Below are 21,134 nucleotides of genomic sequence, written 5' to 3'. Positions count from 1 at the left end.
GCTGACCATCGTCAGCCACAGACAGGTGTCCGCGAAACCGAGGCAACCCCATTCGGCCATGTGTGCGGTGGCCACCGGATGTGTGCGGTCGAGGTCAGTAGGCGCGGCCGATCAGCACGGTGTGCTTTGCCGGCATGCCGGTCATGAGGCAGGTGGGTGCCGGCGGGTCGGCGTCGACGATGCAGCGGATCGTGGCGCTGGTGGCCTCGCCGAGCGCCTGCTCCGACTCCTCGGTGCCCGACCAGGCGGCGAGGAAGAGCCCGCCGTCGCCGACGCGCTGCGTGAACTCGTCGAAGTCGGTGACCGGGTAGGTGTGCTCCTCGCGGAACGCGCGCGATTCCGCGAACAGCGTCCGCTGGATCTCGTCGAGGAGGCTCGCGGCGGCGCGCGCGGCGCCGTCCAGCGGAACGGAGCTCTTGCTGCGGTTGTCGCGGCGGACCAGCGTGGCCTGGCCGGAGGCCAGCTCCCGCGCGCCCAGCTCGATCCGGACGGGCACGCCCTTCAGCTCCCAGTCGACGGAGCGGCGTCCGAACGAGGTGTGGGTGCGGGCGTCGAGATGCGCGCGGACGCCGGCGGCACGCAGCGCCGCCTCGACACGCGTGGCCGCCTCCGCGACCTCGCTCCCCTCGTCCAACTGCATGACCACCACCTGGTGCGGCGCGATCGCCGGGGGCAGGCGCAGCCCGTGGTCGTCGCCATGGACCATGATCATTCCGCCGATCATCCGGGTGGACGTTCCCCACGAGGTGGTGGCGGCGTAGCGGCGCTCGCCGTCCGCGTCCAGGTACTGGATGTCGAAGGCGCGCGCGAAGTTGTGGCCCAGATTGTGGCTCGTCCCCATCTGCAGCGCCTTGCCGTCGCGCATCAGCGCCTCGCAGGTGAAGGTGTGCTCGGCGCCGGCGAAGCGCTCCCCCGGCGATTTCTCTCCCACCACGAGCGAGATCGCCAGCGACTCCTCCATGAACCGCCGGTAGACCTCCAGCATGCGCTCGGTCTCCTCCACCGCGTCCTCATAGGTGGCATGGGCGGTGTGTCCCTCCTGCCACAGGAACTCGGTGGTGCGCAGGAACAGGCGCGGCCGAAGCTCCCACCGGACCACGTTGTTCCAGAGGTTGAGCATCAGCGGAAGGTCCCGGTGGGACTGGATCCACTTGGCGAAGTAGTGGTTGATGACCGTCTCGGACGTGGGACGCACCACCAGCGGCTCGGCGAGCTGCTCCCCGCCACCGTGGGTGACCACGGCCAGCTCCGGGGAGAAGCCCTCGACGTGCTGCTTCTCCTTCTCCAGGAAGCTCATGGGGATGAACAGCGGAAACGCGGCGTTCTGGGCGCCGGTTTCCTTGATCCGCCGGTCCATATCGGCCTGCATGAGCTCCCAGATCGCGTAGCCCCACGGTCGAATCACCATGGTCCCCCGCGCCGGACCGTTCTCGGCCAACTCGGCGCGAGCAACGACGTCCTGATACCAGGCGGGGAAGTTCTCCGCCTGCGGGGTGAGTACGGCTTTGGCCACGGTGCTGCCTCTTCTTGCGTGCCGATTGGCACGTCGTGGAATGCGGGCTGACGGACAGCAGCGACGCTAGCCGAGCGGGGCAACCCCTTATCCGACGACGACCCGCAGGGGCCCGGACGTTCGCCCGACCGGCGGCGCAGCGCAGCCGGTCGAGGTCCGCCGAGGGGGCGTCACCGCACCTTTTCGACCCCACCTGCCGACGTCATGGAAATTCGCCAATAATCCGCGTAACGGCCGCCCCGGACCAACAACTCGTCGTGGCTGCCTTCCTCGACGATCCGGCCGCCATCCAGAAAGACGACGCGATCGGCGCGGCGGACGGTGCGCATCCGATGCGCCACCATCACCACCGTCCGGCCCGCCATCAGTCGCTCGATACCGTCGTGGACGGCCGACTCGTTCACCGGATCCAGCGCGGAGGTCACCTCGTCCAAGAGCACGATGGGCGCATTCTTCAAGAGCGCTCGCGCGATCGAGACACGCTGGCGCTCACCTCCCGACAACAGCGCTCCGCCCTCGCCGACATTCGTCGCCCATCCGCCGGGCAGTCGCTCGATGACCTCGTCCAACCGCGCCGCGGTGGCCGCCGCCCGCACCTCGGATTCCTCGGCATCGGGACGACCGAGACGCACGTTCTCCTCGATCGTGCCCTCGAAGAGATAGACGTCCTGGAAGACGATCGCAATCTGCGCCATCAACACTTCGGTGTCGATCGCGCGCACGTCCACACCGCCCACACGCACCACGCCCGCGTCCACGTCGTAGAACCGCGCGAGCAACTGAAGCAATGTGCTCTTACCCGCACCCGACGGTCCGACAACGGCAAGCCGCTGTCCCTCCGGCACGGACAACGACACGCCGTCCATCACCATGCGGTCGCCGTGCCGGAAAGCGACGGACTCGAACTCCAGGTCATGGCCGACCGGGTGGATCGGTTCGCGAGCCTCCGGCAGCGGCTCGGTGCGCAACACCGTGTCGAGCCTCGTCAACTCCGAACGTGCGCCGCGGAGTTGGCCGCCGATATCCGACAGCGACAACAGTGGATCAGCGCAGCGGGCGGCCAGAACCAGGATCGCCAAGACCTCCGCCACACCGACGTTCCCGCCGAGCGCGAGGTAGGCGCCCAGCACCAACAACACGGTGAATACCGCCTGCACCGTGAGTGCCAAGCCGAGTACGCCGGGCAGCGCCGACACGGTGGAACGGCGGGACGCCCGCTGGATTTCCCGCAACGAGTCGTCGAGGAACCGGAAGCGTTCGACGGTCCGGCCGCCGGCTCGCAGCACCGGCTGGGCCTGGAGATACTCGATGACTCGCCCGGTGGCCTCATGGCCGCGTTCGGCGCGATCGGCGTCGGCGGCGTCCATCGAGCGTCCCGCCCAGATCTGGATCGCCGCCACGACCGGTACGGCGACCAGGGCGGCCAGCCCCATCTGCCAGTTGAAGGCGAGCATCACGACGACGATCGTCAGGGGCGTCACGCCTGCGGAGATCAGCGGTGCGAGCAGATGCGCGATCGCGCTCATCGCCTGCAGGACACCGGTGCTGGCCAGGACGGACACCTCCCCGACGCGGCCTGCGCTGTACCAGCCGATGGGGAGTCGGGCCAGATGATTGCCGAGACGCTGATACATGCCGTGCAACAGCGTGGTCCCGACTCGGAATCCGGACAGATCGCTGACATAGCGCAGCACCGCGTACACCGCGACCACGGCCCCGAACGCGATCAGCCAGGGCTGCGCATCCGCGGGATTGCTCCCGAACAGTGCCCGCAGCACCGGAACCAGCAATGCATAGGACAGACCCTCGACCACCGCGGTCGTCGTCATCAGGACCACGGTGCGACGGACCGGCGGGGCGTATTCGTGTCCCAGCACGCGCAGCAGCATGCGAATCATCGGAGTTCGTCTCCTTGCAGTGCGCCGACGCGGGTCTCGATCTCGGCGGCGACCGCGGATCGGTGGGATCGCCAGAACGCGGCGAACTTTCCGTTCTGTTCCAGCAGCTCGGCGGGCTTGCCACGCTCGACGATCGACCCGTTCTCCAGCACCACGACGGTGTCGGCGTCGGCGACCGTCTCCAGACGATGGGCGATGACCAGAACCGTCCGGTCGCCGTCCAGCGTCGTCAGGGCCCGGCGCACCGCCTGTTCGGTCTCGGGGTCGGCGAAAGCGGTCGCCTCGTCGAGCACGAGAACGGGTGTGTCGGCGAGCAGTGCGCGTGCGATCGAGATCCGCTGTGCCTCGCCACCGGACAGCCCGACCTCCTCACCGATCACCGTCTCGTATCCGCGCGGCAGCTCGAGAACTCGGTCGTGAATGTTCGCCTGCCGGGCGGCGCGAACCACATCGTCGAGATCGGCATGCGGTACCGCCAGCGCGATGTTGTCCGCGACCGACGCGCGCAGCAGGCGAACGTCCTGGAAGACGAAGGACACCATCCGGTAGAGATCCCGGCCGGCGAGCTCCCGCAGATCGACACCGCCGAGCGCGATCGAACCGTGGGTCGGGTCGAAGAACCGCGGCAACAGCTGAACCAGCGTGGACTTTCCGCTTCCCGACGGCCCGACGACCGCGGTGACCGTGCCGGGCTCGAGCACCAGGTCGATCCCGCGCAGCACCTCGTGATCGGCGACGTAGCCGAATCGAACGTCACGCAGTTCCACCCGGTGACCCTGTGGCGCGACCGGGTGCGCGGGCTCCGGCAGCGAGGGCACCCCGAGCACGTCGCGGATCCGGCCGACCGCCCGCCGGGCGTTCTGCAGATCGTCGAAGCCGTGCCCGAGGACCTCCACCGGAGCGGTCAGCCCCAGTCCGAGCAGCAGGAAGGGCAGCAGGTCGGCCGGCGCCATGCCACCGGTCGTGATCAGAGCCGCGCCGCCGATCAGCACGACGAGCAGAACGAACGGCGGCGACAGCACCGTCTGCATTCCCGCGGCGATCCCGGCAAGACCGTGCACCATCCGGTAGAACGAGCCGACGAAGTCGTCGACGGCCGTGCGGAATTTACGGTGGGCACGCTCGCCTCCGCCGAACGCCTTGACCACCGCGATGCCCTGAACGAACTCGACAACTGAATTCGCAATCCGTGCCATGGCGCCGTCGAACTCCGTCTGCTCGCGCAGCCGGGTCGGGGTCATCATCAGAGGGACCAGCGCCACTGCCAGCACCACCGGAATCAGCGTGATCAGCGTGAGCCGCCAGTCGATGGTGAACAGATAGATCAGCGATACCAGCGGCACCACGAAGGCGGAGACGAGCTCGCCCGGCGTGTGGGCGATGAACGGGTGCACAGCACTCACATCCTCGCCCACGACCTTCGCCAGCTCGCCCGTCCGGCGCCGGGAGAACCAGCCGATCGGCACACGCCCGAGCCGGACGGCGAGTTGCCGGCGGAACGACAGTTGCGCCCGGCCGTCGAGAAGATGGCCGATCCCCGACGATGCGGCCGTGAACAGCAGCCGGACGAACAGGCCGACCACACCCGCGATCACGACGAACCGGACGTGAGCGTGATCGACCGGGCCGGGTGACAACAGGGTACGACCCAGTTCGACCACCGCCAGCAATGGCGCCAGCCCCGCGATTGCACCGATGATCTGCAGGATGACAACGGCGGCGAGATTCGGGAGATAGGGGCGCAGCAGCGCTCCCATGCTCTGCACCGCGGGAGAATGGGAATCCGATGGGGATGTGGACTGCTCCCTCGCCTCGGCAAGGTCGGTGGCGTTCATCGCTCTCTCGTCTTCGTCGATCTCGGCACGACCAGGCACCCGACCACGCCGATGGTGAATGAGGACAGGGCGTCGCCGTCGTCCAGCGGGATCGTCATGAGCCCACTGTCGCGGCCGGTGCGCGCCGATCGCTTGGACAAATGTTCCGGTCAGCCGCAGCGCGTAGCCCCGTGACCGACGACCTCACACGGCCAGCGCACGGCGCAGGGCTGCGGCGAGTTCGGCGTTCTGTCGCTGAGACACCTCGGCGGACAGGATCGCCTGCGACCCGTGGAAGGTGCCGGGCCACTGGTGCAGCTCGACCGACACGCCCGCCTGGAGCAGGCGCACCGCGTAGGTGATGTCCTCGTCGCGGTTCGGGCAGAACTCCGCGGTGGCGATGTGGGCGGGCGGCAGGCCGGACAGGTCGTCGGCGCGGGCCGCCGCCGCGTACGGCGATGCGGGCGCGGAGCCCAGGTAGTGCCGCCACCCATCGGCGACCTTGTCGCGGGTCAGCCAGGGCGTCTCGGTGAAGGTGCGCGCCGACCACGTCTCCTGCCGGTCGTCGAGCCCCGGCTGGTTGAGCAGTTGGAAGCAGATCGGCGGCCCGTGCTGGTCACCCGCCCGCAGCGCCACCGCGGCCGCGAGACCCGCGCCGGAGCTGTGGCCGCCGACCGCGATCCGCGCCGGGTCGATGCCGAGCTCGGCGGCGTGCTCGGCCGCCCAGACCAGCACGGCGTAGGCGTCGTCCAGTGCAGCAGGGAACGGATGCTCGGGAGCCAGCCGGTAGCCCACCGAGATCACGATGACGCCGGACAGGCCGGCGATGCGGGCGGCCCACGGGTGCTCGGTGTCCACATCACCCATGACGAATCCGCCGCCGTGCAGCCAGACGATGGCGGCCTGGGCGCCGTGCGGGCGATAGATCCGAACCGGGACACCCGGATCGGCGGGCACCGTGCGGTCCTCGATCTCCATCCCCGCGGTGTCGGGCGCCGGCACCGCGGCGGCCAGACCGGCGAAGCTCTTACGCGCCGTGACCGGGTCGGTCAGGTCGGCGCGGGGGAACAACGGGATGAAAGCTTCCAGTTCGGGATCCATGCCGACAATCGTCGCGATCGATCATCAGAAGATCACCCGCCATCCGTCGGGCAAATCGCCTGGATCACGCACCAGGCGGCGCATAGCCTCCTGCCATGGAGGCACTGGCCGAACGGCTGTCGCAGCTGGATTCGCAGGTCGAAGGTGCGATCCGGGTCGTGATGTTCTACGACACGCTGATGCGCCGGCGGGTGGATCTCCCCGCGCTCGCCCGCGCCTCGGCGGGCCTTGCCGAGTGCGTGGCCGGGATTCGGCTCCGCGGCACGGGACGCGCGATCCGCGTCTCGCCCGAGGGCACGGAAACGTCGGCGCCGGCGGCACCGGCGTCCACCTCCGCGCCGATCACACTCGACGAGGAGGAGATCGGCACGGTGTGGCTGGAACGCCCCGGTCCGCCCAGCCCGCTCGACGAGGTGGTGCTGGACCGGCTCGCGATCGCCGCCGCGGCGGTCATCGAGAAGTACGGCCCGGCCCGCACCACAATGGCCGACCCCGCGCTCGTCGAGCTGGTGATCAGCTCCGAGAGCGACGAGGCGGCCAGAGCCCGGGCGCTGCGGCTACTGGGTTTCGCCGCCGACCTTCCCGTCCACGTCGTCGCCGTGCGGTCGCAGCTTCCACTCGAACAGGTCGGCCGCCTGGTCTGCCCGAACCGCCCGGTGAAAGCGGCACCGCTTGCCGACGTGGGCGTCCTCCTGGCCACCACAACGGACGCGACCGGGTTTCCGGTGGGTGTGCGCGCAGGCATCGGCGCCGCCGAGAGCCCCGACCGCTCGTGGCGGGAAGCCCGGATCGCGCTGCGCTTCACCACCCCGAGACAGCCGATCGTCCACTTCGACGGGCTGGGGGCGTTGGCGCTGCTCGCGCACGTGCCTCCGGACGCCGTGCGGAACAACGCGGACGTGGCGGCGATCGCCCGCATGGCCGTCAACGCGGAAGATCTGGACACCTTGGACGCCTATTGCGCGACCGGCTCGCAACGCCAAGCCGCCGACCTTCTGCACCTGCACCACAGCAGCGTCGCCCGCCGGCTGGAACAGATCGGAAAGACGCTGGGCATCGACCTCGCCGAGCCCACCGGACTGACACGGGCCCGGCTCGCCCTCACCGCATGGCGGCTGCTCGACGACTGCTGAGGTACCGATTCGTCAGCCCGTCCGGCGATCAGAGATCGATGGTGGCGATGAGGGGGCGGTGGTCGGAGGCCGGCGTGTCACGGCGGCTGTTGGGGTCGTCGTCGATGGAGTCCGGAGCGGGGCCGGCGGTCAGGTCGCCGTCGTCGACGTGATGGGCGACGAGGTGGCTGGCCAGGACGTGGTCGATCAGCTCCTTGGTGCCGCGGTAGATACGCGAGTAGCGGTTGTCCGCGGGTCGGATGCGCGCCGCGAGGTTCCACAGCCGCGCACCGTCGCCCTGGTCCGGGGTGTCATAGCCGCGAGTGCCGATCTCCGAGCCGGGCGGCCCGTACAGGATCTGTGTGGTGGCGGCACCGGGCTCGTCGTTGAGGTCACCCAGCACCAGCACTGCCCGCTCCTTGCCCTTCCCGTCGAGAAGCTGAGTGGCCGCGTCGCGAACGGTGGTGGCTTCCGCGGCGCGGCGACCCAGGGCGTAAGCGCCGTAGCGGGCGCGCAGCCCTTCGTCCCGGGTGGAGAAGGCACCGCCGGGGAAGGTGAGCAGCTTCGACTTCAGGTGGCAGGTGATGAGGGTGATGGATGTGCCCGCAGCGGTGGTGACCGTGCCGACGAGGGCGGGTCGGCCCATCGCGTCCACCGCGTCTGCGGTGTCGTCGACCTGGATCGGGCGCAGCGGTGCGGGGAACGTGGACACCTGGTGGGTGTCGCGGAGCTCGAGCTTCGAGAGGAACCCGACACGGATCCCGCGCTCGTCCGGGTCGGCGGTGGCCAGGTGGGCGTACCCGGCGAGCTTGTCGGCCAGATCCTGCAGGGCGGCCGGCTCACCGACCTCCTGGACGGCGAGCACATCGGGTGCCAGCTCGGTGATGGTCTGTGCCAGCGCCGAGAGTTTGGCGTCGTAGGCATCCTGTGTCGTCGGGCCGGCAGGACCGCCGGGGCGGAAGAAGTTCTCGAGGTTCCAGGTCCCGATCCGCACCATGAGCGCGCCCCCATCACTCCGCCAGCCCTGATCGCTACTGACGAGAGTGCCGCGCGCCGCCCCGACACCGGCTGAACGCGGCATGAACACCCTGCCTGCCGTGCTCCTCCCCCTCGGCGCCGGTCAGTGGCCGACGGCGACGGGAAGCCCGGCGCGTCTCCACTCGGGAAACCCGTCCTCCAGTCGTGCAGCGCGATATCCGCGCTCGCGCAACGCGCGCACCGCCTCGTCCGCGTAGACGCAGTACGGGCCCCGGCAGTAGGCGACGATCTCCAGGTCATCGGGCAGGCCGCGCAGCCAGCGATGCAGCTCGTCGACCGGCACGGAGCAGGCGCCCGCGATGTGGCCCGCGGTGTACTCGGCGGCCGGGCGGACGTCCAGCACGAGCACGCCGCCGTGGTTCATCCGCTCGACCAGCGTGGCCCGGTCCACGGCCTCGAGCTCGCTGCGATCACCCAGGTAGGCCAGCGCGAGCCGGTCCAGCCCCGCCGTCCGTTCCTCCGCGACGGCACGGACGGCCGCCCACATGTGCTGTACGTGCTCTCCACCCAGCGCGTAGTAGATGCGCGTGCCGTCCCTGCGCGTGTCGACGAGCCCGGCGCGAGCCAAGGTGCGCAGGTGGTGGGAGGTGTTCGCGACGCTCTGGCCGATCTCGCCTGCGATCTCCTCGACCGAGCGCTCGCCCTGAGCCAAGAGGTCGACGATCTCTGCCCGCCTGCCGGACCCCAGCGCAGCGGCCACCTCAGCGAACGCGGCGAACAGTGCGTCCTTCGCCAAGCGGTCGCCCATGCCGCGATCGTCGATCCCGGCATGGCTTCCTGTCAAGTTCACACGATTACTTGACAACGCCGCCGCCAGCCGCGCATTCTCAAACAATCGCTTGAAGATCCGAGAGGTAGGGCATCGATGGGGGACACACCGGTCGGTCCCGGCGTGCTGTGCAAGCAGGTCCCGATGCCGGTCGAGGCGATGCGCGACATCGACCTCTGGACCGGTTGAATCGCTAGTGGGCTGCCCCGTGCGGGCCGGCAGGCGATTCCCGAACAAGCACGTTTCACCGATGTGCACGTAGGTGCCGCGTGGGACACCTCCGTGGCCACCCGCGGAGAGGCGAACGCCCGGGCGTTCGACGTCCACGGATTCCCCTTCCTCCCCCACGCTCCGAGGTGATCGCATGCGTGACTCGAACGACGTGACTGTGGCGGCTTCCTCGGAGGCGGTGCTCCCGCTCGTCGACACCGGGTTGGGCAACTCGACCTACGTGGTGGACCTCGGCGACGGCGGCGCGCTCGTGGTGGATCCGCCGCGTGATCTGCGTGCGGTCCGGGCGGCGATCGGCAAGGCGGGCTTGCGCATCCGGTTCGCCGCCGACACTCACCTGCACGCCGATTTTCTCTCGGGCGCCCGGCAACTGGCCCACGACGACGGCGCGCAGGTGCTGGCGTCGGCAGCCGGAGGCCGCCAGTTCGGCCACCGCGGCCTGACGGACGGGGACGAGGTCGATCTCGGCGGGCTGGTGCTGAGCGCCATGGGCACCCCCGGGCACACCGACGAGCACCTCTCGTTCCTCGTCAGCGACAGCGGCTCTCCGGTCGGGGTGTTCACCGGCGGATCGCTGATCGTGGGCTCCGCAGCCCGCACCGACCTGCTCGGACCCGAGCGGACCGAAGAGCTGGCCCGGGCCCAGTTCCGCTCGCTGCAGCGGCTGGCGCGGCTACCGGACCCGACAGCGGTGTGGCCGACGCATGGCGCCGGTTCGTTCTGCTCCGCGCCGCCGGGCGCCGAGCGGACCTCCACGATCGGGCGCGAGCTGGCGAGCAACCCGCTGCTGCGGATCGACGACGAGGACCGGTTCGTCGAGCAGTTGCTCGGATCGCTGGGCAGCCACCCCCCGTACTTCCTGCGGCTGGCCGAGGTCAACCGGCGCGGGCCCACGCTGCTGGACGCCACCACGGCAGGCCGGCTCCCCCAGCTCCCGGTATCGGACGTGCGACGGCGGCGCGCCGCTGGTGCGGTGCTGGTCGACGTTCGGCCCGTTGCCCACTACGCACGCGCCCACATCCAGGGGGCGGTGTCGATCCCGCTGCGCGCCCAGTTCGCGACCTGGCTGGGCTGGATGGTCGCCGCCGACGTCCCCATCGTCGTGGTGCGCGACCCCGACCAGGACCTCGTCGAGCTGATCTGGCAGGCCCTCAACATCGGCGTCGAGCGGCTCGTCGGAGAGCTGGCGGGCGGCACCGACGCCTGGGCCGCCGCCGGACTCCCCACCACTGGCATCCGCCTGCTCGGCCCCGCCGAGATCGACCAGCAGCACCGGGTGCTCGACGTCCGCCAGGAGGCGGAGTTCACCTCCGGGCACCTGCCCGGCGCCGTGCACGTCGAACTCGGCTCGCTCACCCACGTCACGGCCGCACTGACCGACGTGCCGACCGTGGTGATGTGTGGACACGGCGAACGCGCGGCCGGCGCGGCGAGCCTGCTCGAACGCGCCGGGCACCACGAGGTGGCCGTGCTCCGGGGCGGGCCCGACGACTGGGCCGCCGCCACTGGCGGTGAGCTCGTCCCGGGCCCGTGAACGAGCTCGCCACGGGTCGCGACCGCGCCACCCACGGGCCGGTCCGGCTCGGGCTTCGCGAGAACCTGCCCCAGTTCGCACTGCTCGCGCTGGTCAACCTGCTGGTCGGCGGCATGGTCGGGCTCGAACGCACCGTCACCCCGCTCGTCGGATCGCAGGCGTTCGGGCTCGGCGACCTCAGCATCGCCCTGTTCGTGGTGGCCTTCGGGGTCACCAAGGCGATCACGAACCTCGTCGGCGGCGCGATCGTCGGCCGCTACACCCGCAAGACCGTGCTCGTCGCCGGTTGGGTCGTCGGGCTGCCCGTCCCCCTCATGCTCGCCTACGCCCCGTCGTGGGGATGGGTGATCGGCGCGAACATCCTGCTCGGCATCAACCAGGGCCTGACCTGGTCGATGACCGTCAACATGAAGATCGATCTCATCGGCCCCGCGCGGCGCGGCCTCGCCCTGGGCATCAACGAGACGGCCGGTTACCTCGGCGTGGCGATCACCGCCCTCGCCACCGGCTACCTCGCCACCGCCTACGGCCTGCGACCCGCTCCCGAACTGCTCGGCGTCGCCTACGCCGTCGCCGGGCTCGCCCTGTCGATCACGCTGGTCCGTGACACCGCGGCACACGCCCGTCTCGAGGCAGCCCATCACCACCCGTCCGACGAGACGGCTCCGGCCCCGGGCATGCGGCAGATGTTCGCCGAGGTCACCTGGCGCAACCGCAGCCTCGCCTCGATCAGCCAGGCCGGGCTGGTCAACAACCTCAACGACGGGCTCGTCTGGGTGCTGCTCCCCGTCCTGCTCATCCAGTCCGGTGTCTCGCTCAGCGGAGTCGGCGTCATCAAGGCCGTCTACCCGTTCATGTGGGCCGCCGGCATGATCGCCACCGGGCTGCTCGCCGATCGCATCGGACGCAAGCCACCGATCGTCGCAGGCATGCTGATCCAGGCGATCGGCCTCGTCGTCATCGTCGTCGGGCTCTCCGAGGCGTTCCTCGCCGGGATCGCCGGTTCGTTCCTTCTCGGCGTCGGCACAGCTCTGGTCTATCCCGCCCTGCTCGCCGCGATCAGCGACAGCGTCGACCCCAGGGCCCGTTCTGCGGCGCTGGGCGGCTACCGCTTCTGGCGAGACCTCGGCTACGCCGTCGGCGCGCTGGTCGGCGGCATCACGGCCACCTTCACCTCGCTCGGCACGGCTGTCCTCGTCGCCGCGGGACTCACCGCCGCCTCGGGCCTGTGGTGCCAGATCGGCACACGCGAGACCCATCCGCGACGGGCGCCGAAACCCGTGGGCCTTCGGCACTGACCGCTCGTGCTGGGTCGTTCCCTACCTGAACCGGGGGTCCACACCCGGCGATCGGGGGGAGCGCTCGATGGTTCCGACCGCTGCCCAGGACGCATGCTCACCCACTGAGAAGCCCGCCGGAACCGGCGAACCACCAGTCGTCGCCCGGCCACCTGACGCTCCGATCTCCGCTGCGCCACGATGACCGAGGAATCTGCGATGACCCCATTGACGCAGGTCGCACCCCCGACCCTGCCGGCCGCCCGGCCGGTGCCGCGCTCGTCGCGCGTGATCGGGGTGGACGTCGCCCGCGGCGTCGCCTTGTTCGGGATGCTGGCCACGCACGTCGTCGCCGTCGTCAACGAGAAGGGCGATCCCACCACCGCCACGGTCATCGCCGCCGGGCGGTCCGCGGCCACCTTCGTCCTCATCGCCGGCGTCGGCCTGGCGTTCATCTCCGGTGGCAGGCACGTCGTGCAGGGACCTGAGCGCACCGCCGTGGCGGGCGGGCTCGTGGTGCGGGCCCTGCTGATCGGTGCGATCGGTCTGGCGTTGGGAGCGCTCGCACCGTTCAACGACGTCGAAGGGATCCTCCCCTTCTATGCCCTGCTGTTCCTGCTCGCCATTCCGTTGATCGGCCTTCCTCCGCGGCTACTCGCCGGGATAGCGGCCGGGTTCATCGTCCTGGGGCCGGTCGTGCTGGTGGCGACTGCGCCTCTCGGGCTGCCCTACGCCCGCACCGAACTCGATCCCGGCTTCGGCATTCTCGTGCAGGATCCGCTCGGGTTGCTCGTCCAACTGCTCGTCACCGGCGAATATCCGCTCCTGGTCTACCTCGCCTACCTCTGCGCGGGGCTCGCGATCGGGCGCCTCGACCTGACCTCCCGCCGGGTCGGATGGTGGTTGCTCGGAGGTGGGGTCGCCCTTGCCGTCGCGGCCCGTTCGGCGTCCGCGCTGCTGCTGTACCCCTTCGGCGGGCTCGACGCGTTGCTCTCCACCGGGGCATCCGATGTCAGCACGCTGCTGTGGGAGGCGCAGGTTCTCCTCGCCGAAGCCCGGTCGCCGATCTCATGGTGGTACCTGGCGCTCCCCGCCCCGCACTCACACACGCCGGTCGATCTGCTGCACACCCTCGGCTCGGCCGGTGCGGTGCTCGGCGCGGCGCTGCTGCTGACCCGCGTGCCCGTCCTGGCCCGCGCGCTCTCGCCCGTGGCGGCCGCCGGCGCCATGGCCCTCACGCTGTACTCCGCACACCTGGTGCTGCTCGCCACCGGCGTGCTGCGGGGCCGGCCTGCCGCGCTCTACCTCCTCATGGTGCTGGGCGCGATGGCGTTCGCGATGGTGTGGCGACGATGGATCGGGCAGGGGCCGCTCGAGCGGATCGTGGCCGCAGCGGCTGGCGCCACCCGTCGGCACCTCGCGGCTCGGCTCGGTCGCCGAGGTGCCATCAGAGGCTCATCGGCACGGCGGCCAACTGTTAGAGGCGCAGCCCAGTTCCTCGTCCCCCTGGCCTGCGCGGGGCTGCTGCTCCTTGCTTTGGTGGGCGGTAGCCGCATCGGAGCGCACCAGGACGAGGCCGTGGCGCCCGTCGCGGACACCGAACCCGTGCCGGCCGCCGCTGCTACGCCAGTGCCCACCGCCCCGCCCGGACCCGCCATCGATGCGGAGGCCGCCGGACCGCAGCCTGACGAGGAAACGGCCCTGGAGGAGGACGAGGCGGCCGGCGACACGGTCGACGAGGAGGACTGACGATCCGGACGGGCGCCGATTACATCACGTCGGATGCGCTTGACACTCCTGTCCGACCCGCTTGTGCTGGAGCTACGCCACCTTCCGCCGCGGTTGGCCGGACTGCCGCCCATAGCTGGTGATCGCACGTTCGTGCGATGTCGGGCGGACGCTTGTGCGGCCACTGTGGAATGTCACGCCGCTGTGGACCGAGAGAGGACATCGGATGAGCGAGCACATCGCGGACCTGGAGAGGTGTGTCAGCGTGGGCACGCACCCGGCCCCGCCCCGCGTCGCCGAGGTCTCAGTGCGGGCAACCCGATGACGGAACCGCAGGCCGTGCTCGCGCCGCTGTCCCGTTCGGCGGTGTTCCTCGTCGTGACGGTGCATCCGGATCAAGCGAGCCGCACCCGCGTCCGTGAGTTCTGCGCCGACCTGCCCGGCCTGGTACGCACGGTCGGCTTCCGCGACCTCGACGCGGGCCTGTCCTGCGTGGTCGGGTTCGGTGCTCGCGTGTGGCCCGACCTGTTCGGAATCACCGCTCCCACGGCGCTGCACCCGTTCCCGGCCATCCGCGGGCACCGCCACGACGCCATCGCCACCCCCGGCGACGTGCTGTTCCACGTCCGAGCCCGGCGGCAGGACCTCTGCTTCGAGCTCAGCACACAGATCCTCGCGGCGCTGCGCGGCGCCGTCACCGCCGTCGACGAGGTGCAGGCGTTCCGCTACTTCGACAACCGCGACCTCCTCGGCTTCGTCGACGGCACCGAGAACCCGACGGGCGAGGCCGCGACGAGCGCCGCGATCGTGGGCGAGGACGACCCGGTGTTCGCGGGATCGAGCTACGTCATGGTGCAGAAGTACCTGCACGACCTCGACGCATGGGACGCGCTGGACGTCGGGGCGCAGGAACGGGTCATCGGCAGGACGAAGCTCTCCAACGTCGAACTCGACGACGACGTGGCCCCCGCCAGCGCACACAAAGTGCTCACCACGATCACCGATGCGGACGGCCGGGAGCGCAAGATCGTTCGCGACAACATGCCGTTCGGCAGCCCGGCCGCCGGGGAGTTCGGCACGTACTTCATCGGCTACGCCGCCGACCCCGACGTGCTCGAACAGATGCTCCGGAACATGTTCCTCGGCGACCCACCCGGCACCTACGACCGCATCCTCGACTTCTCCCGTGCCGTCACGGGGTCGCTCTTCCTCGCACCGTCGGTGCCGTTGCTCGATCAGCTCGCGGACTCGCCGCCATCGACGTCGCTCACCATCGGATCCCTCAAAGGACGGACACTGCCGTGAACAACCTGCATCGCGACCTGGCCCCGATCTCCGACGCCGCCTGGCAGGAGATCGACGAAGCCGTTGCACAGGCGTTCACCAGCACCGTCGCCTGCCGCCGGGTGGTCGACGTCATGGACGCGGACGCGACGACCGCGGCGATCAGTACCGGGCACCTGCGGGCGGTCGAGTCACCGGGCGGCGCCGTCCGGGCGCGGCAGCGGCTGGCGGTGCCCGTGGTGGAGCTGCGCGTCGAGTTCGAGCTCGACCGCTCCGACCTCGACGACGTCGAGCGCGGAGCGCAGGACGGTGACTGGACTGCGGCCAGTGACGCGGCCGTCGCCCTCGGGCTCGCCGAGGACCGTGCCATCGTCGAGGGCTACCCGGCGGCGGGAATCACCGGCGTGCGCGAGACGAGCCGGGAACGCACCGTCCCGTCGCCGACGGAGGTGACCTCCTACCCGGACGCGGTGGCCCGCGCGCTCGCCCTGCTCCGCGACGCCGGTGTGGCCGGCAGGTACGCCCTGCTCCTGGGTGAGGAGGAGTGGGTGCGGGTCACCGCCAGCACCGAGCACGGCCTCCCGGTCACGGAACACCTTCGCCGCCTCCTCGACGGCGACGTCCTCCCGGCCCGCGCGCTCGAATCGCCCCTCGTGCTCAGCGCCCGCGGGGGTGACTTCGCACTGCACCTCGTCCAGGACGTCTCGGTCGGCTTCCTCAGCCACACCGAAACCACGGTCCGGCTCTACGTCGAGGAGGCGTTCACCTTCCTCGACTACACGGCGGAGGCCGCCGTGCCGTTCGTCGCCCGGACGACGTGAGCACACGTCCGGGACGGTCAAAGACGTCGGCTGAGGAATAGCTCACATCCGATCACGGGTTTGCCGAGCATGACCGCCACGCAATTCGACCCGCACGCGCTGCTCGCCGAAAGCCGGCTCGGTGTCCTGGCCACCATCAAGTCGGACGGTCGTCCACAGCTCTCCCCCGTCACGCCGTTCTACGACCGGGACGCCGGCGTGATCTACGTGTCGATGACCGAAGGACGTGCCAAGACCGCGAACCTGCGTCGGGACCCGCGGGCCGCGCTCGAGGTGACCAGCCAGGACGGCTGGTCGTGGGCCACCGCCGACGGCACGGCCACACTCATCGGCCCGGGAACCGACCCCCACGGCCCCGAGGTCGAGGCACTGGTGGACTACTACCGCAAGGCCGCAGGCGAGCACCCGAACTGGGACGAGTACCGAGCGGTGATGGTGGAAGACCGCAGAGTCCTGATGAAACTGAAGGTAGAGAAGACATACGGAGCCCAGATCCGCTGAGTTGTGGAGCCGTAGCGCTGTCGTGGGCACCCGCCCGACAGCACTACGGCTCCACAACGCTCAGTTCTGCAGGTTTGCTGCGAACAGCTCTGTCAGCGCTGTCCAGTGGCGTTCCTCGGCGTTCGGGTCGTGGGTGGGGTTGTCCGGCACCGCGAAGCCGTGGGCGGCCGGGTACTCCTCCATCGTGTAGCGGACCCCCGCCGACTCGAAGGCTCCCTTCAGCCGCTCGAACTGCTCGGCCGGGAACGAGTCGTCGTTCTGCGCGGCCGCCACGTACACCGCGGCGCGGACGCGGTCGGCCAGCAGGTGCGGGCTGTCCGGATCGTCGGTGGCGGCGAGCCGGCCGCCGTGGAAGGAGGCCGCCGCGCCCACGCGCTCCGGATGCCGTCCGGCCACGATCAGCGACGTGCGGCCGCCCATGCAGTACCCGGTGGTCCCCACGGTCGTCCCGGACACCTCGGGGCGGCCTCCCAGAAAGTCGAAGAACGCGTCGGCGTCACGGGCGATCGCGTCCGCGTCCAGGCTCTGCATCATCGTCATCAGGCGCGCCCGCTCGGTCGGGTCCGAGAACACTGTGGCCACGTCGAACGGCGCCCAGTCACCGGACCGGTAGTAGAAGTCCGGCAGCAGGGTGACGTAGCCGGATGCGGCCAGGCGGTCGGCCATGGCTCGCATGGTCTCGCGCACCCCACCGGCGTCCGCGTAGAAGATCACCGCGGGCGCGGGGCCGCCCCCGTCCGGCACGTGCAAGGTGGCGGGACAGTCGCCGTCGGGGGTGGGGATGGTGATCTCCGTGCGGGGCATGCGGGCTCCCAGGTCTCACGTCTGCGATCGGGTCGAAGGTCATGCTCTACGCCGACCGCACCACGCTCAAGTGATCAGCCCCGGCCACCACGCCGACACCGATCGCCAATCTAGAACGTGATTCGATTCACAGCGCACGGGACCGTCGAACCGGATCGGCGTTCTGTCGCTTTGATGGCGCCATGAGTACGGTCGGTGATGTAGGCCACACAGTGGAGGCTCTGGCATGACGATGACCGAACCCGCAGCCACCGCAACGGCGACCGAGCATGTCGACGTCCTCATCGTCGGCGCCGGGATCTCCGGCATCGGGGCCGCCTACCACCTGAAAGATCGGTTCCCCGGCCGGTCGTTCGTGCTCCTCGACGCGTTGGACGGCCACGGCGGCACGTGGTGGACACACCGCTACCCCGGCGCCCGATCCGACAGCGACCTGTTCACCTTCGGCTACGGGTTCAAGCCCTGGCGTGGCCCCTCGATCGCGAGCGCGGAGGAGATCCTCTCCTATCTCGACGAGGTCATCGACGAGAACGACCTGGCCGGCGCCATCCGCTACCGGCACCGCGTCACGTCCGCGCGCTGGTCCACGGCCGACCGCCGCTGGACGGTCGAGGTCACGCGGGTCGACACGGGCGAACAGTTGCGCTTCACCACCGACTTCCTCTGGATGTGCCAGGGCTACTACCGCCAGCAGCAGGGCTACACGCCCGACTGGCCGGGCACGGACCGCTACCAGGGCCGCGTCGTGCACCCCCAGCAGTGGCCGGACGACCTTGACTACGCGGGCAAACGGGTCGTGGTCATCGGTTCCGGGGCCACCGCGGCCACGCTGATCCCGGCCATCGCGCAGACCGCCGAGCACGTCACGATGCTGCAGCGGTCACCGACGTTCTTCATCTCCCGCCCCCAGACGCACGAGCTGGCCGTCACCCTCCGGGCGCTCGACGTCCCCGAGGAATGGACCCACGAGATCCTGCGGCGTGCCCACGTCGCGCAGCTCGACGAGATCACCCGGATGTCCTTCGAGGCGCCCGACGAGCTGCGCAAGTTCCTCATCGAGGAGATGCGCCCGCTCCTGCCCGAGGGATTCGACATCGAGAAGCACTTCAGCCCCCGGTACCGGCCGTGGCAGCAACGTCTCGCGGTGGTCCCGGAAGGCGATCTTTTCGCCGCCATGCGCGAGGGCAAGGCGTCGGTGGTCACCGACACCATCGAAACGTTCACCGAGACCGGTATCCGGATCGCCTCCGGGGAGGAGATCGAGGCCGACATCGTCATCACGGCCACCGGCTTCAACCTGTCCGTCTTCGGCGACATCGCATTCACCGTCGACAACGAGCCGGTCGACTTCACGGAGCGCGTCACCTACCGCGGGATCATGATCAGCGGCGTTCCCAACATGGCCTACGTGTTCGGCTATTTCCGGGCCAGCTGGACGCTGCGCGCCGACCTGGTGAGCGGGTTCGTCTGCCGGCTGCTCGCCCACATGGCGGAGAAGAAGGCCACGGTGGCGGTGCCGACGCTGCGGCCGCAGGACGCCGACATGCCGCTGCTCCCGTGGATCGACCCGGAGAACTTCAATGCCGGGTACGTCATGCGCTCCCAGCACCTGATGTTCAAGCAGGGCGACCGCGAGCCGTGGTCGCACCTGCACGAGTACGCGCAAGAGCGCCAGATGCTGCCTGCCGCCGACCTCGATGACGGGGCGCTCGCCTACAGCTGACCCTTCACGCTCCCCACCTGCAATACAGGAGACCCCGTGCCCGTCGATCCGCCCATCGCCTCACTGCTCGCCCAGCTCGCCGAGGCAGGTGCCCCTCCCCTGTACGAGGGGACGCCCGAGGCCGGGCGCGCCCAGTACCTGGAGCTGACCCACGGGGCGCGCAAGCTCGAGCATGTCGTCCCCGTCGGCAGCATCGAGGACGTCACGGTCCCGGGAGCAGCAGGCGAGCTGAAGGCCCGCATCTACCGCCCCGAGGGGGAGGGCCCGTTCCCGACCGTCGCGTTCTTCCACGGCGGCGGCTGGGTCATCGGCGATCTCGACACCCACGACAACGTGGCCCGCACCGTCTGCCGGGGCAGCCGGGCCGTCGTCGTCGCGGTCGACTACCGCCTGGCGCCCGAGCACCCCTTCCCTGCCGCGGCGGACGATGCGGTGGCCGCGGCCCGCTGGGTCGCCGGAAACCTCGGCGCGCTCGGCGGCAATGAGCGCCTGGCCGTCGCGGGCGACAGTGCGGGCGGCAACCTCGCCGCCGCCGTGGCCCAACAGCTGCACTCCGACGGCACGCCGCTGGTCGGGCAGTTCCTGATCTACCCGGCCGTCGACGCCGAAGGCGAGTACCCGTCGCGGGTGCAGAACGCCAGGGGCTACATGCTCGAGCAGCCGAGCATGGATTGGTTCTACGGCCACTACGCAGGCACCTGGGACGACGCGAAGGACCCGCGACTGTCGCCGCTGCACGCAGCCGACCTCGCCGGGTTGCCGCCGGCGTTGATCGTCACCGCGGAGTTCGACCCGCTGCGCGACGAGGGCGAGGCCTACGGCAACGCGCTGCGCGCTGCGGGCGTGGAGGCCGAGGTGCGGCTGTACGACGGGATGATCCACGGCTTCTTCGACATGGGAGCCGTCTCGCCTGCCGCACAGGCAGCCATCGACGAGAGTTGCGCGCGGTTCGGCGAGATCCTCCGCGGCTGAGCCACCGGCTTCACGGTCAGCACGGTCACGCGCATCCATCACCCGCGGCGGTCATCTCACGCAGTAGTGCGCAGGTGGCCGTGGACTGCACCGGCGTGAAGATCACCATGTGCAGGTCGGCCGGGTTGGAGAATCTCAAGCGGTGGCGTTCCAGGTGCAGGTCGCCGACCGGGTGATGGATCAGGCGTTCGGGATGGGTGAACCCGGCGAGATCGTGCTCCTCCCAAGCCGCAAGGAACGTCGGGCTGGCCCGGATGAGCCTCTCGACCAGGTCGGACGTGGGCGGTTCGAACAGACCGGCACCGGCTTCGGCTCGGAACTCGGCAAGGAGACACCGGCCGACGAGCTCCCAGTCGGCACACAGTTCTCGGACCGAATGATCGGTGAACATGAGCCACAACAGGTTCCGGTCCGCCTCGGGGACTGTGGCCACGGCCGGGTAGAGAGCCGCGTAAGCATCGGTCCAGCCCAACAGTTGCCAGTCGGTGGAGGCCACGTACGCCGGAAGGCCGCCGAGCATGTCGAGCAGCCGGCGGACGTGAGTCGGAACCGTCGACGAAGTCCGTTCTGCGAGGGGCGGCGTGTCCGAGTACCCGGCCAGAGACAGCACATACGAGTGCTCCGCGGCCGACATCCGAAGGGTGCGCGCAAGTGCGTCGAGCACGCTTCTCGACGGTTGGGTCCTGCGTCCCTGCTCGAGCCACACGTACCACGTGACACTCACGCCGGAGAGGACGGCCACCTCCTCCCTGCGCAGGCCGGCGTCGCTTCCCCCTCTGGTCGGGGGCAGGCCTACGTCGTCGCGGGCGAGCCGGCGTCTGCAGGCCTTGAGGAACTCGCCCAGCGCGCGGCGGCGTTGCGTCTCACTGTTCATCGGGTCTCGGACTCCCAGCTGGTGCTGCCCGAACCCCGGTTATCCGGTCCGGTCCGAGCCGCCCCTCGAGATCCCGCGCCACGGCCACCGCCGCCCCATCTGCACCCATCTCCTACCCCCTCCCATCGCTAGACCGAAAA

17 protein-coding genes are annotated in these 21,134 nt (G+C 70.1%); 9 read left to right on the top strand and 8 right to left on the bottom strand.

Features of this window, described 5'->3' with window-relative positions; all coding sequences use genetic code 11:
* Window positions 1-94 precede the first annotated feature (94 nt).
* The 4 genes from proS to MMF94_RS00310 form a co-directional block, all read right to left on the bottom strand.
* A complete protein-coding gene (proS, locus tag MMF94_RS00325; protein ID WP_241034146.1) occupies window positions 95-1,513 on the bottom strand; it encodes a proline--tRNA ligase in 1,419 nt (472 codons plus the stop codon).
* Window positions 1,514-1,683: 170 nt separating this feature from the next.
* Window positions 1,684-3,411, bottom strand: a complete 1,728-nt coding sequence (locus MMF94_RS00320) for an ABC transporter ATP-binding protein (RefSeq protein ID WP_241034145.1) — start codon at window positions 3,409-3,411, stop codon at window positions 1,684-1,686.
* Window positions 3,408-5,246 carry an ABC transporter ATP-binding protein gene (locus tag MMF94_RS00315; RefSeq protein WP_241034144.1) on the bottom strand — a complete coding sequence of 613 codons (1,839 nt, stop codon included), beginning with the start codon at window positions 5,244-5,246 and terminating at the stop codon, window positions 3,408-3,410. Before MMF94_RS00315 ends, MMF94_RS00320 begins: the two co-directional genes overlap by 4 nt.
* A 183-nt stretch (window positions 5,247-5,429) precedes the next feature.
* Window positions 5,430-6,326 (bottom strand): alpha/beta hydrolase, encoded by an 897-nt coding sequence (locus tag MMF94_RS00310; protein WP_241034143.1) that lies wholly within the window; start codon window positions 6,324-6,326, stop codon window positions 5,430-5,432.
* 95 nt (window positions 6,327-6,421) lie between these two features.
* Between MMF94_RS00310 and MMF94_RS00305 the strand changes: the two genes are divergently transcribed.
* On the top strand, window positions 6,422-7,459 hold the full coding sequence (locus tag MMF94_RS00305; protein ID WP_241034142.1) for a PucR family transcriptional regulator: 1,038 nt from the start codon (window positions 6,422-6,424) through the stop codon (window positions 7,457-7,459).
* A 28-nt stretch (window positions 7,460-7,487) separates the two neighbouring features.
* Here the strand turns inward: MMF94_RS00305 and MMF94_RS00300 are convergent, their stop codons facing one another.
* Together MMF94_RS00300 and MMF94_RS00295 are read right to left on the bottom strand one after the other, a co-directional pair.
* Window positions 7,488-8,435 carry an endonuclease/exonuclease/phosphatase family protein gene (locus MMF94_RS00300; protein ID WP_241034141.1) on the bottom strand — a complete coding sequence of 316 codons (948 nt, stop codon included), beginning with the start codon at window positions 8,433-8,435 and terminating at the stop codon, window positions 7,488-7,490.
* A 123-nt stretch (window positions 8,436-8,558) separates the two neighbouring features.
* A complete protein-coding gene (locus MMF94_RS00295) occupies window positions 8,559-9,224 on the bottom strand; it encodes a metalloregulator ArsR/SmtB family transcription factor (protein ID WP_241034140.1) in 666 nt (221 codons plus the stop codon).
* A gap of 385 nt (window positions 9,225-9,609) precedes the next feature.
* On the opposite strand from MMF94_RS00295, the gene MMF94_RS00290 reads away from it, so the two are divergent.
* From MMF94_RS00290 to MMF94_RS00265, 6 genes are all read left to right on the top strand, one after another.
* Window positions 9,610-11,010 (top strand): MBL fold metallo-hydrolase, encoded by a 1,401-nt coding sequence (locus MMF94_RS00290; protein WP_241034139.1) that lies wholly within the window; start codon window positions 9,610-9,612, stop codon window positions 11,008-11,010.
* Window positions 11,007-12,308, top strand: coding sequence for an MFS transporter (locus tag MMF94_RS00285; protein WP_241034138.1), 1,302 nt, complete (start codon window positions 11,007-11,009; stop codon window positions 12,306-12,308). Before MMF94_RS00290 ends, MMF94_RS00285 begins: the two co-directional genes overlap by 4 nt.
* Before the next feature lie 198 nt (window positions 12,309-12,506).
* A complete protein-coding gene (locus tag MMF94_RS00280) occupies window positions 12,507-14,036 on the top strand; it encodes a heparan-alpha-glucosaminide N-acetyltransferase domain-containing protein (protein WP_241034137.1) in 1,530 nt (509 codons plus the stop codon).
* Window positions 14,037-14,336: 300 nt separating this feature from the next.
* Window positions 14,337-15,320, top strand: coding sequence for a Dyp-type peroxidase (locus MMF94_RS00275; RefSeq protein WP_241034136.1), 984 nt, complete (start codon window positions 14,337-14,339; stop codon window positions 15,318-15,320).
* Window positions 15,317-16,120: a family 1 encapsulin nanocompartment shell protein gene (locus tag MMF94_RS00270; protein WP_241034135.1), complete on the top strand. Its 804-nt coding sequence runs from the start codon at window positions 15,317-15,319 to the stop codon at window positions 16,118-16,120. Before MMF94_RS00275 ends, MMF94_RS00270 begins: the two co-directional genes overlap by 4 nt.
* A 69-nt stretch (window positions 16,121-16,189) precedes the next feature.
* Entirely contained in the window at window positions 16,190-16,621 is a 432-nt protein-coding gene (locus MMF94_RS00265) for a PPOX class F420-dependent oxidoreductase (protein WP_241034134.1), read from the top strand.
* A 60-nt stretch (window positions 16,622-16,681) separates the two neighbouring features.
* Here the strand turns inward: MMF94_RS00265 and MMF94_RS00260 are convergent, their stop codons facing one another.
* Complete coding sequence (locus MMF94_RS00260) at window positions 16,682-17,425, bottom strand: dienelactone hydrolase family protein (protein ID WP_241034133.1); 744 nt, start codon at window positions 17,423-17,425, stop codon at window positions 16,682-16,684.
* A gap of 226 nt (window positions 17,426-17,651) precedes the next feature.
* On the opposite strand from MMF94_RS00260, the gene MMF94_RS00255 reads away from it, so the two are divergent.
* Both MMF94_RS00255 and MMF94_RS00250 read left to right on the top strand, forming a co-directional pair.
* Window positions 17,652-19,148 carry a flavin-containing monooxygenase gene (locus MMF94_RS00255; protein WP_241034132.1) on the top strand — a complete coding sequence of 499 codons (1,497 nt, stop codon included), beginning with the start codon at window positions 17,652-17,654 and terminating at the stop codon, window positions 19,146-19,148.
* Between the two features lie 36 nt (window positions 19,149-19,184).
* The gene (locus tag MMF94_RS00250) at window positions 19,185-20,120 is read left to right on the top strand and encodes an alpha/beta hydrolase (RefSeq protein WP_241034131.1); all 936 of its coding nucleotides are present in this window, start codon (window positions 19,185-19,187) and stop codon (window positions 20,118-20,120) included.
* Window positions 20,121-20,145: 25 nt separating this feature from the next.
* On the opposite strand, the gene MMF94_RS00245 is transcribed toward MMF94_RS00250, so the two are convergent.
* Window positions 20,146-20,994 (bottom strand): helix-turn-helix transcriptional regulator, encoded by an 849-nt coding sequence (locus MMF94_RS00245; RefSeq protein WP_241034130.1) that lies wholly within the window; start codon window positions 20,992-20,994, stop codon window positions 20,146-20,148.
* Window positions 20,995-21,134: the final 140 nt, after the last annotated feature.

Source organism: Pseudonocardia alaniniphila, assembly GCF_022524485.1.
GTDB lineage: Bacteria > Actinomycetota > Actinomycetes > Mycobacteriales > Pseudonocardiaceae > Pseudonocardia > Pseudonocardia alaniniphila.
The sequence above is the reverse complement of the archived record's forward strand: the minus strand, read 5'-3'. Positions and strand labels throughout refer to the sequence as shown.

Coding starts and splice junctions, on each gene's coding strand:
- MMF94_RS00320 (WP_241034145.1), bottom strand. CDS start 3,411: ATGATTCGCATGCTGCTGCGCGTGCTGGGACACGAATACGCCCCGCCG.
- MMF94_RS00315 (WP_241034144.1), bottom strand. CDS start 5,246: ATGAACGCCACCGACCTTGCCGAGGCGAGGGAGCAGTCCACATCCCCA.
- MMF94_RS00310 (WP_241034143.1), bottom strand. CDS start 6,326: ATGGATCCCGAACTGGAAGCTTTCATCCCGTTGTTCCCCCGCGCCGAC.
- MMF94_RS00305 (WP_241034142.1), top strand. CDS start 6,422: ATGGAGGCACTGGCCGAACGGCTGTCGCAGCTGGATTCGCAGGTCGAA.
- MMF94_RS00300 (WP_241034141.1), bottom strand. CDS start 8,435: ATGGTGCGGATCGGGACCTGGAACCTCGAGAACTTCTTCCGCCCCGGC.
- MMF94_RS00295 (WP_241034140.1), bottom strand. CDS start 9,224: ATGGGCGACCGCTTGGCGAAGGACGCACTGTTCGCCGCGTTCGCTGAG.
- MMF94_RS00290 (WP_241034139.1), top strand. CDS start 9,610: ATGCGTGACTCGAACGACGTGACTGTGGCGGCTTCCTCGGAGGCGGTG.
- MMF94_RS00280 (WP_241034137.1), top strand. CDS start 12,507: ATGACCCCATTGACGCAGGTCGCACCCCCGACCCTGCCGGCCGCCCGG.
- MMF94_RS00275 (WP_241034136.1), top strand. CDS start 14,337: ATGACGGAACCGCAGGCCGTGCTCGCGCCGCTGTCCCGTTCGGCGGTG.
- MMF94_RS00265 (WP_241034134.1), top strand. CDS start 16,190: ATGACCGCCACGCAATTCGACCCGCACGCGCTGCTCGCCGAAAGCCGG.
- MMF94_RS00260 (WP_241034133.1), bottom strand. CDS start 17,425: ATGCCCCGCACGGAGATCACCATCCCCACCCCCGACGGCGACTGTCCC.
- MMF94_RS00255 (WP_241034132.1), top strand. CDS start 17,652: ATGACGATGACCGAACCCGCAGCCACCGCAACGGCGACCGAGCATGTC.
- MMF94_RS00245 (WP_241034130.1), bottom strand. CDS start 20,994: ATGAACAGTGAGACGCAACGCCGCCGCGCGCTGGGCGAGTTCCTCAAG.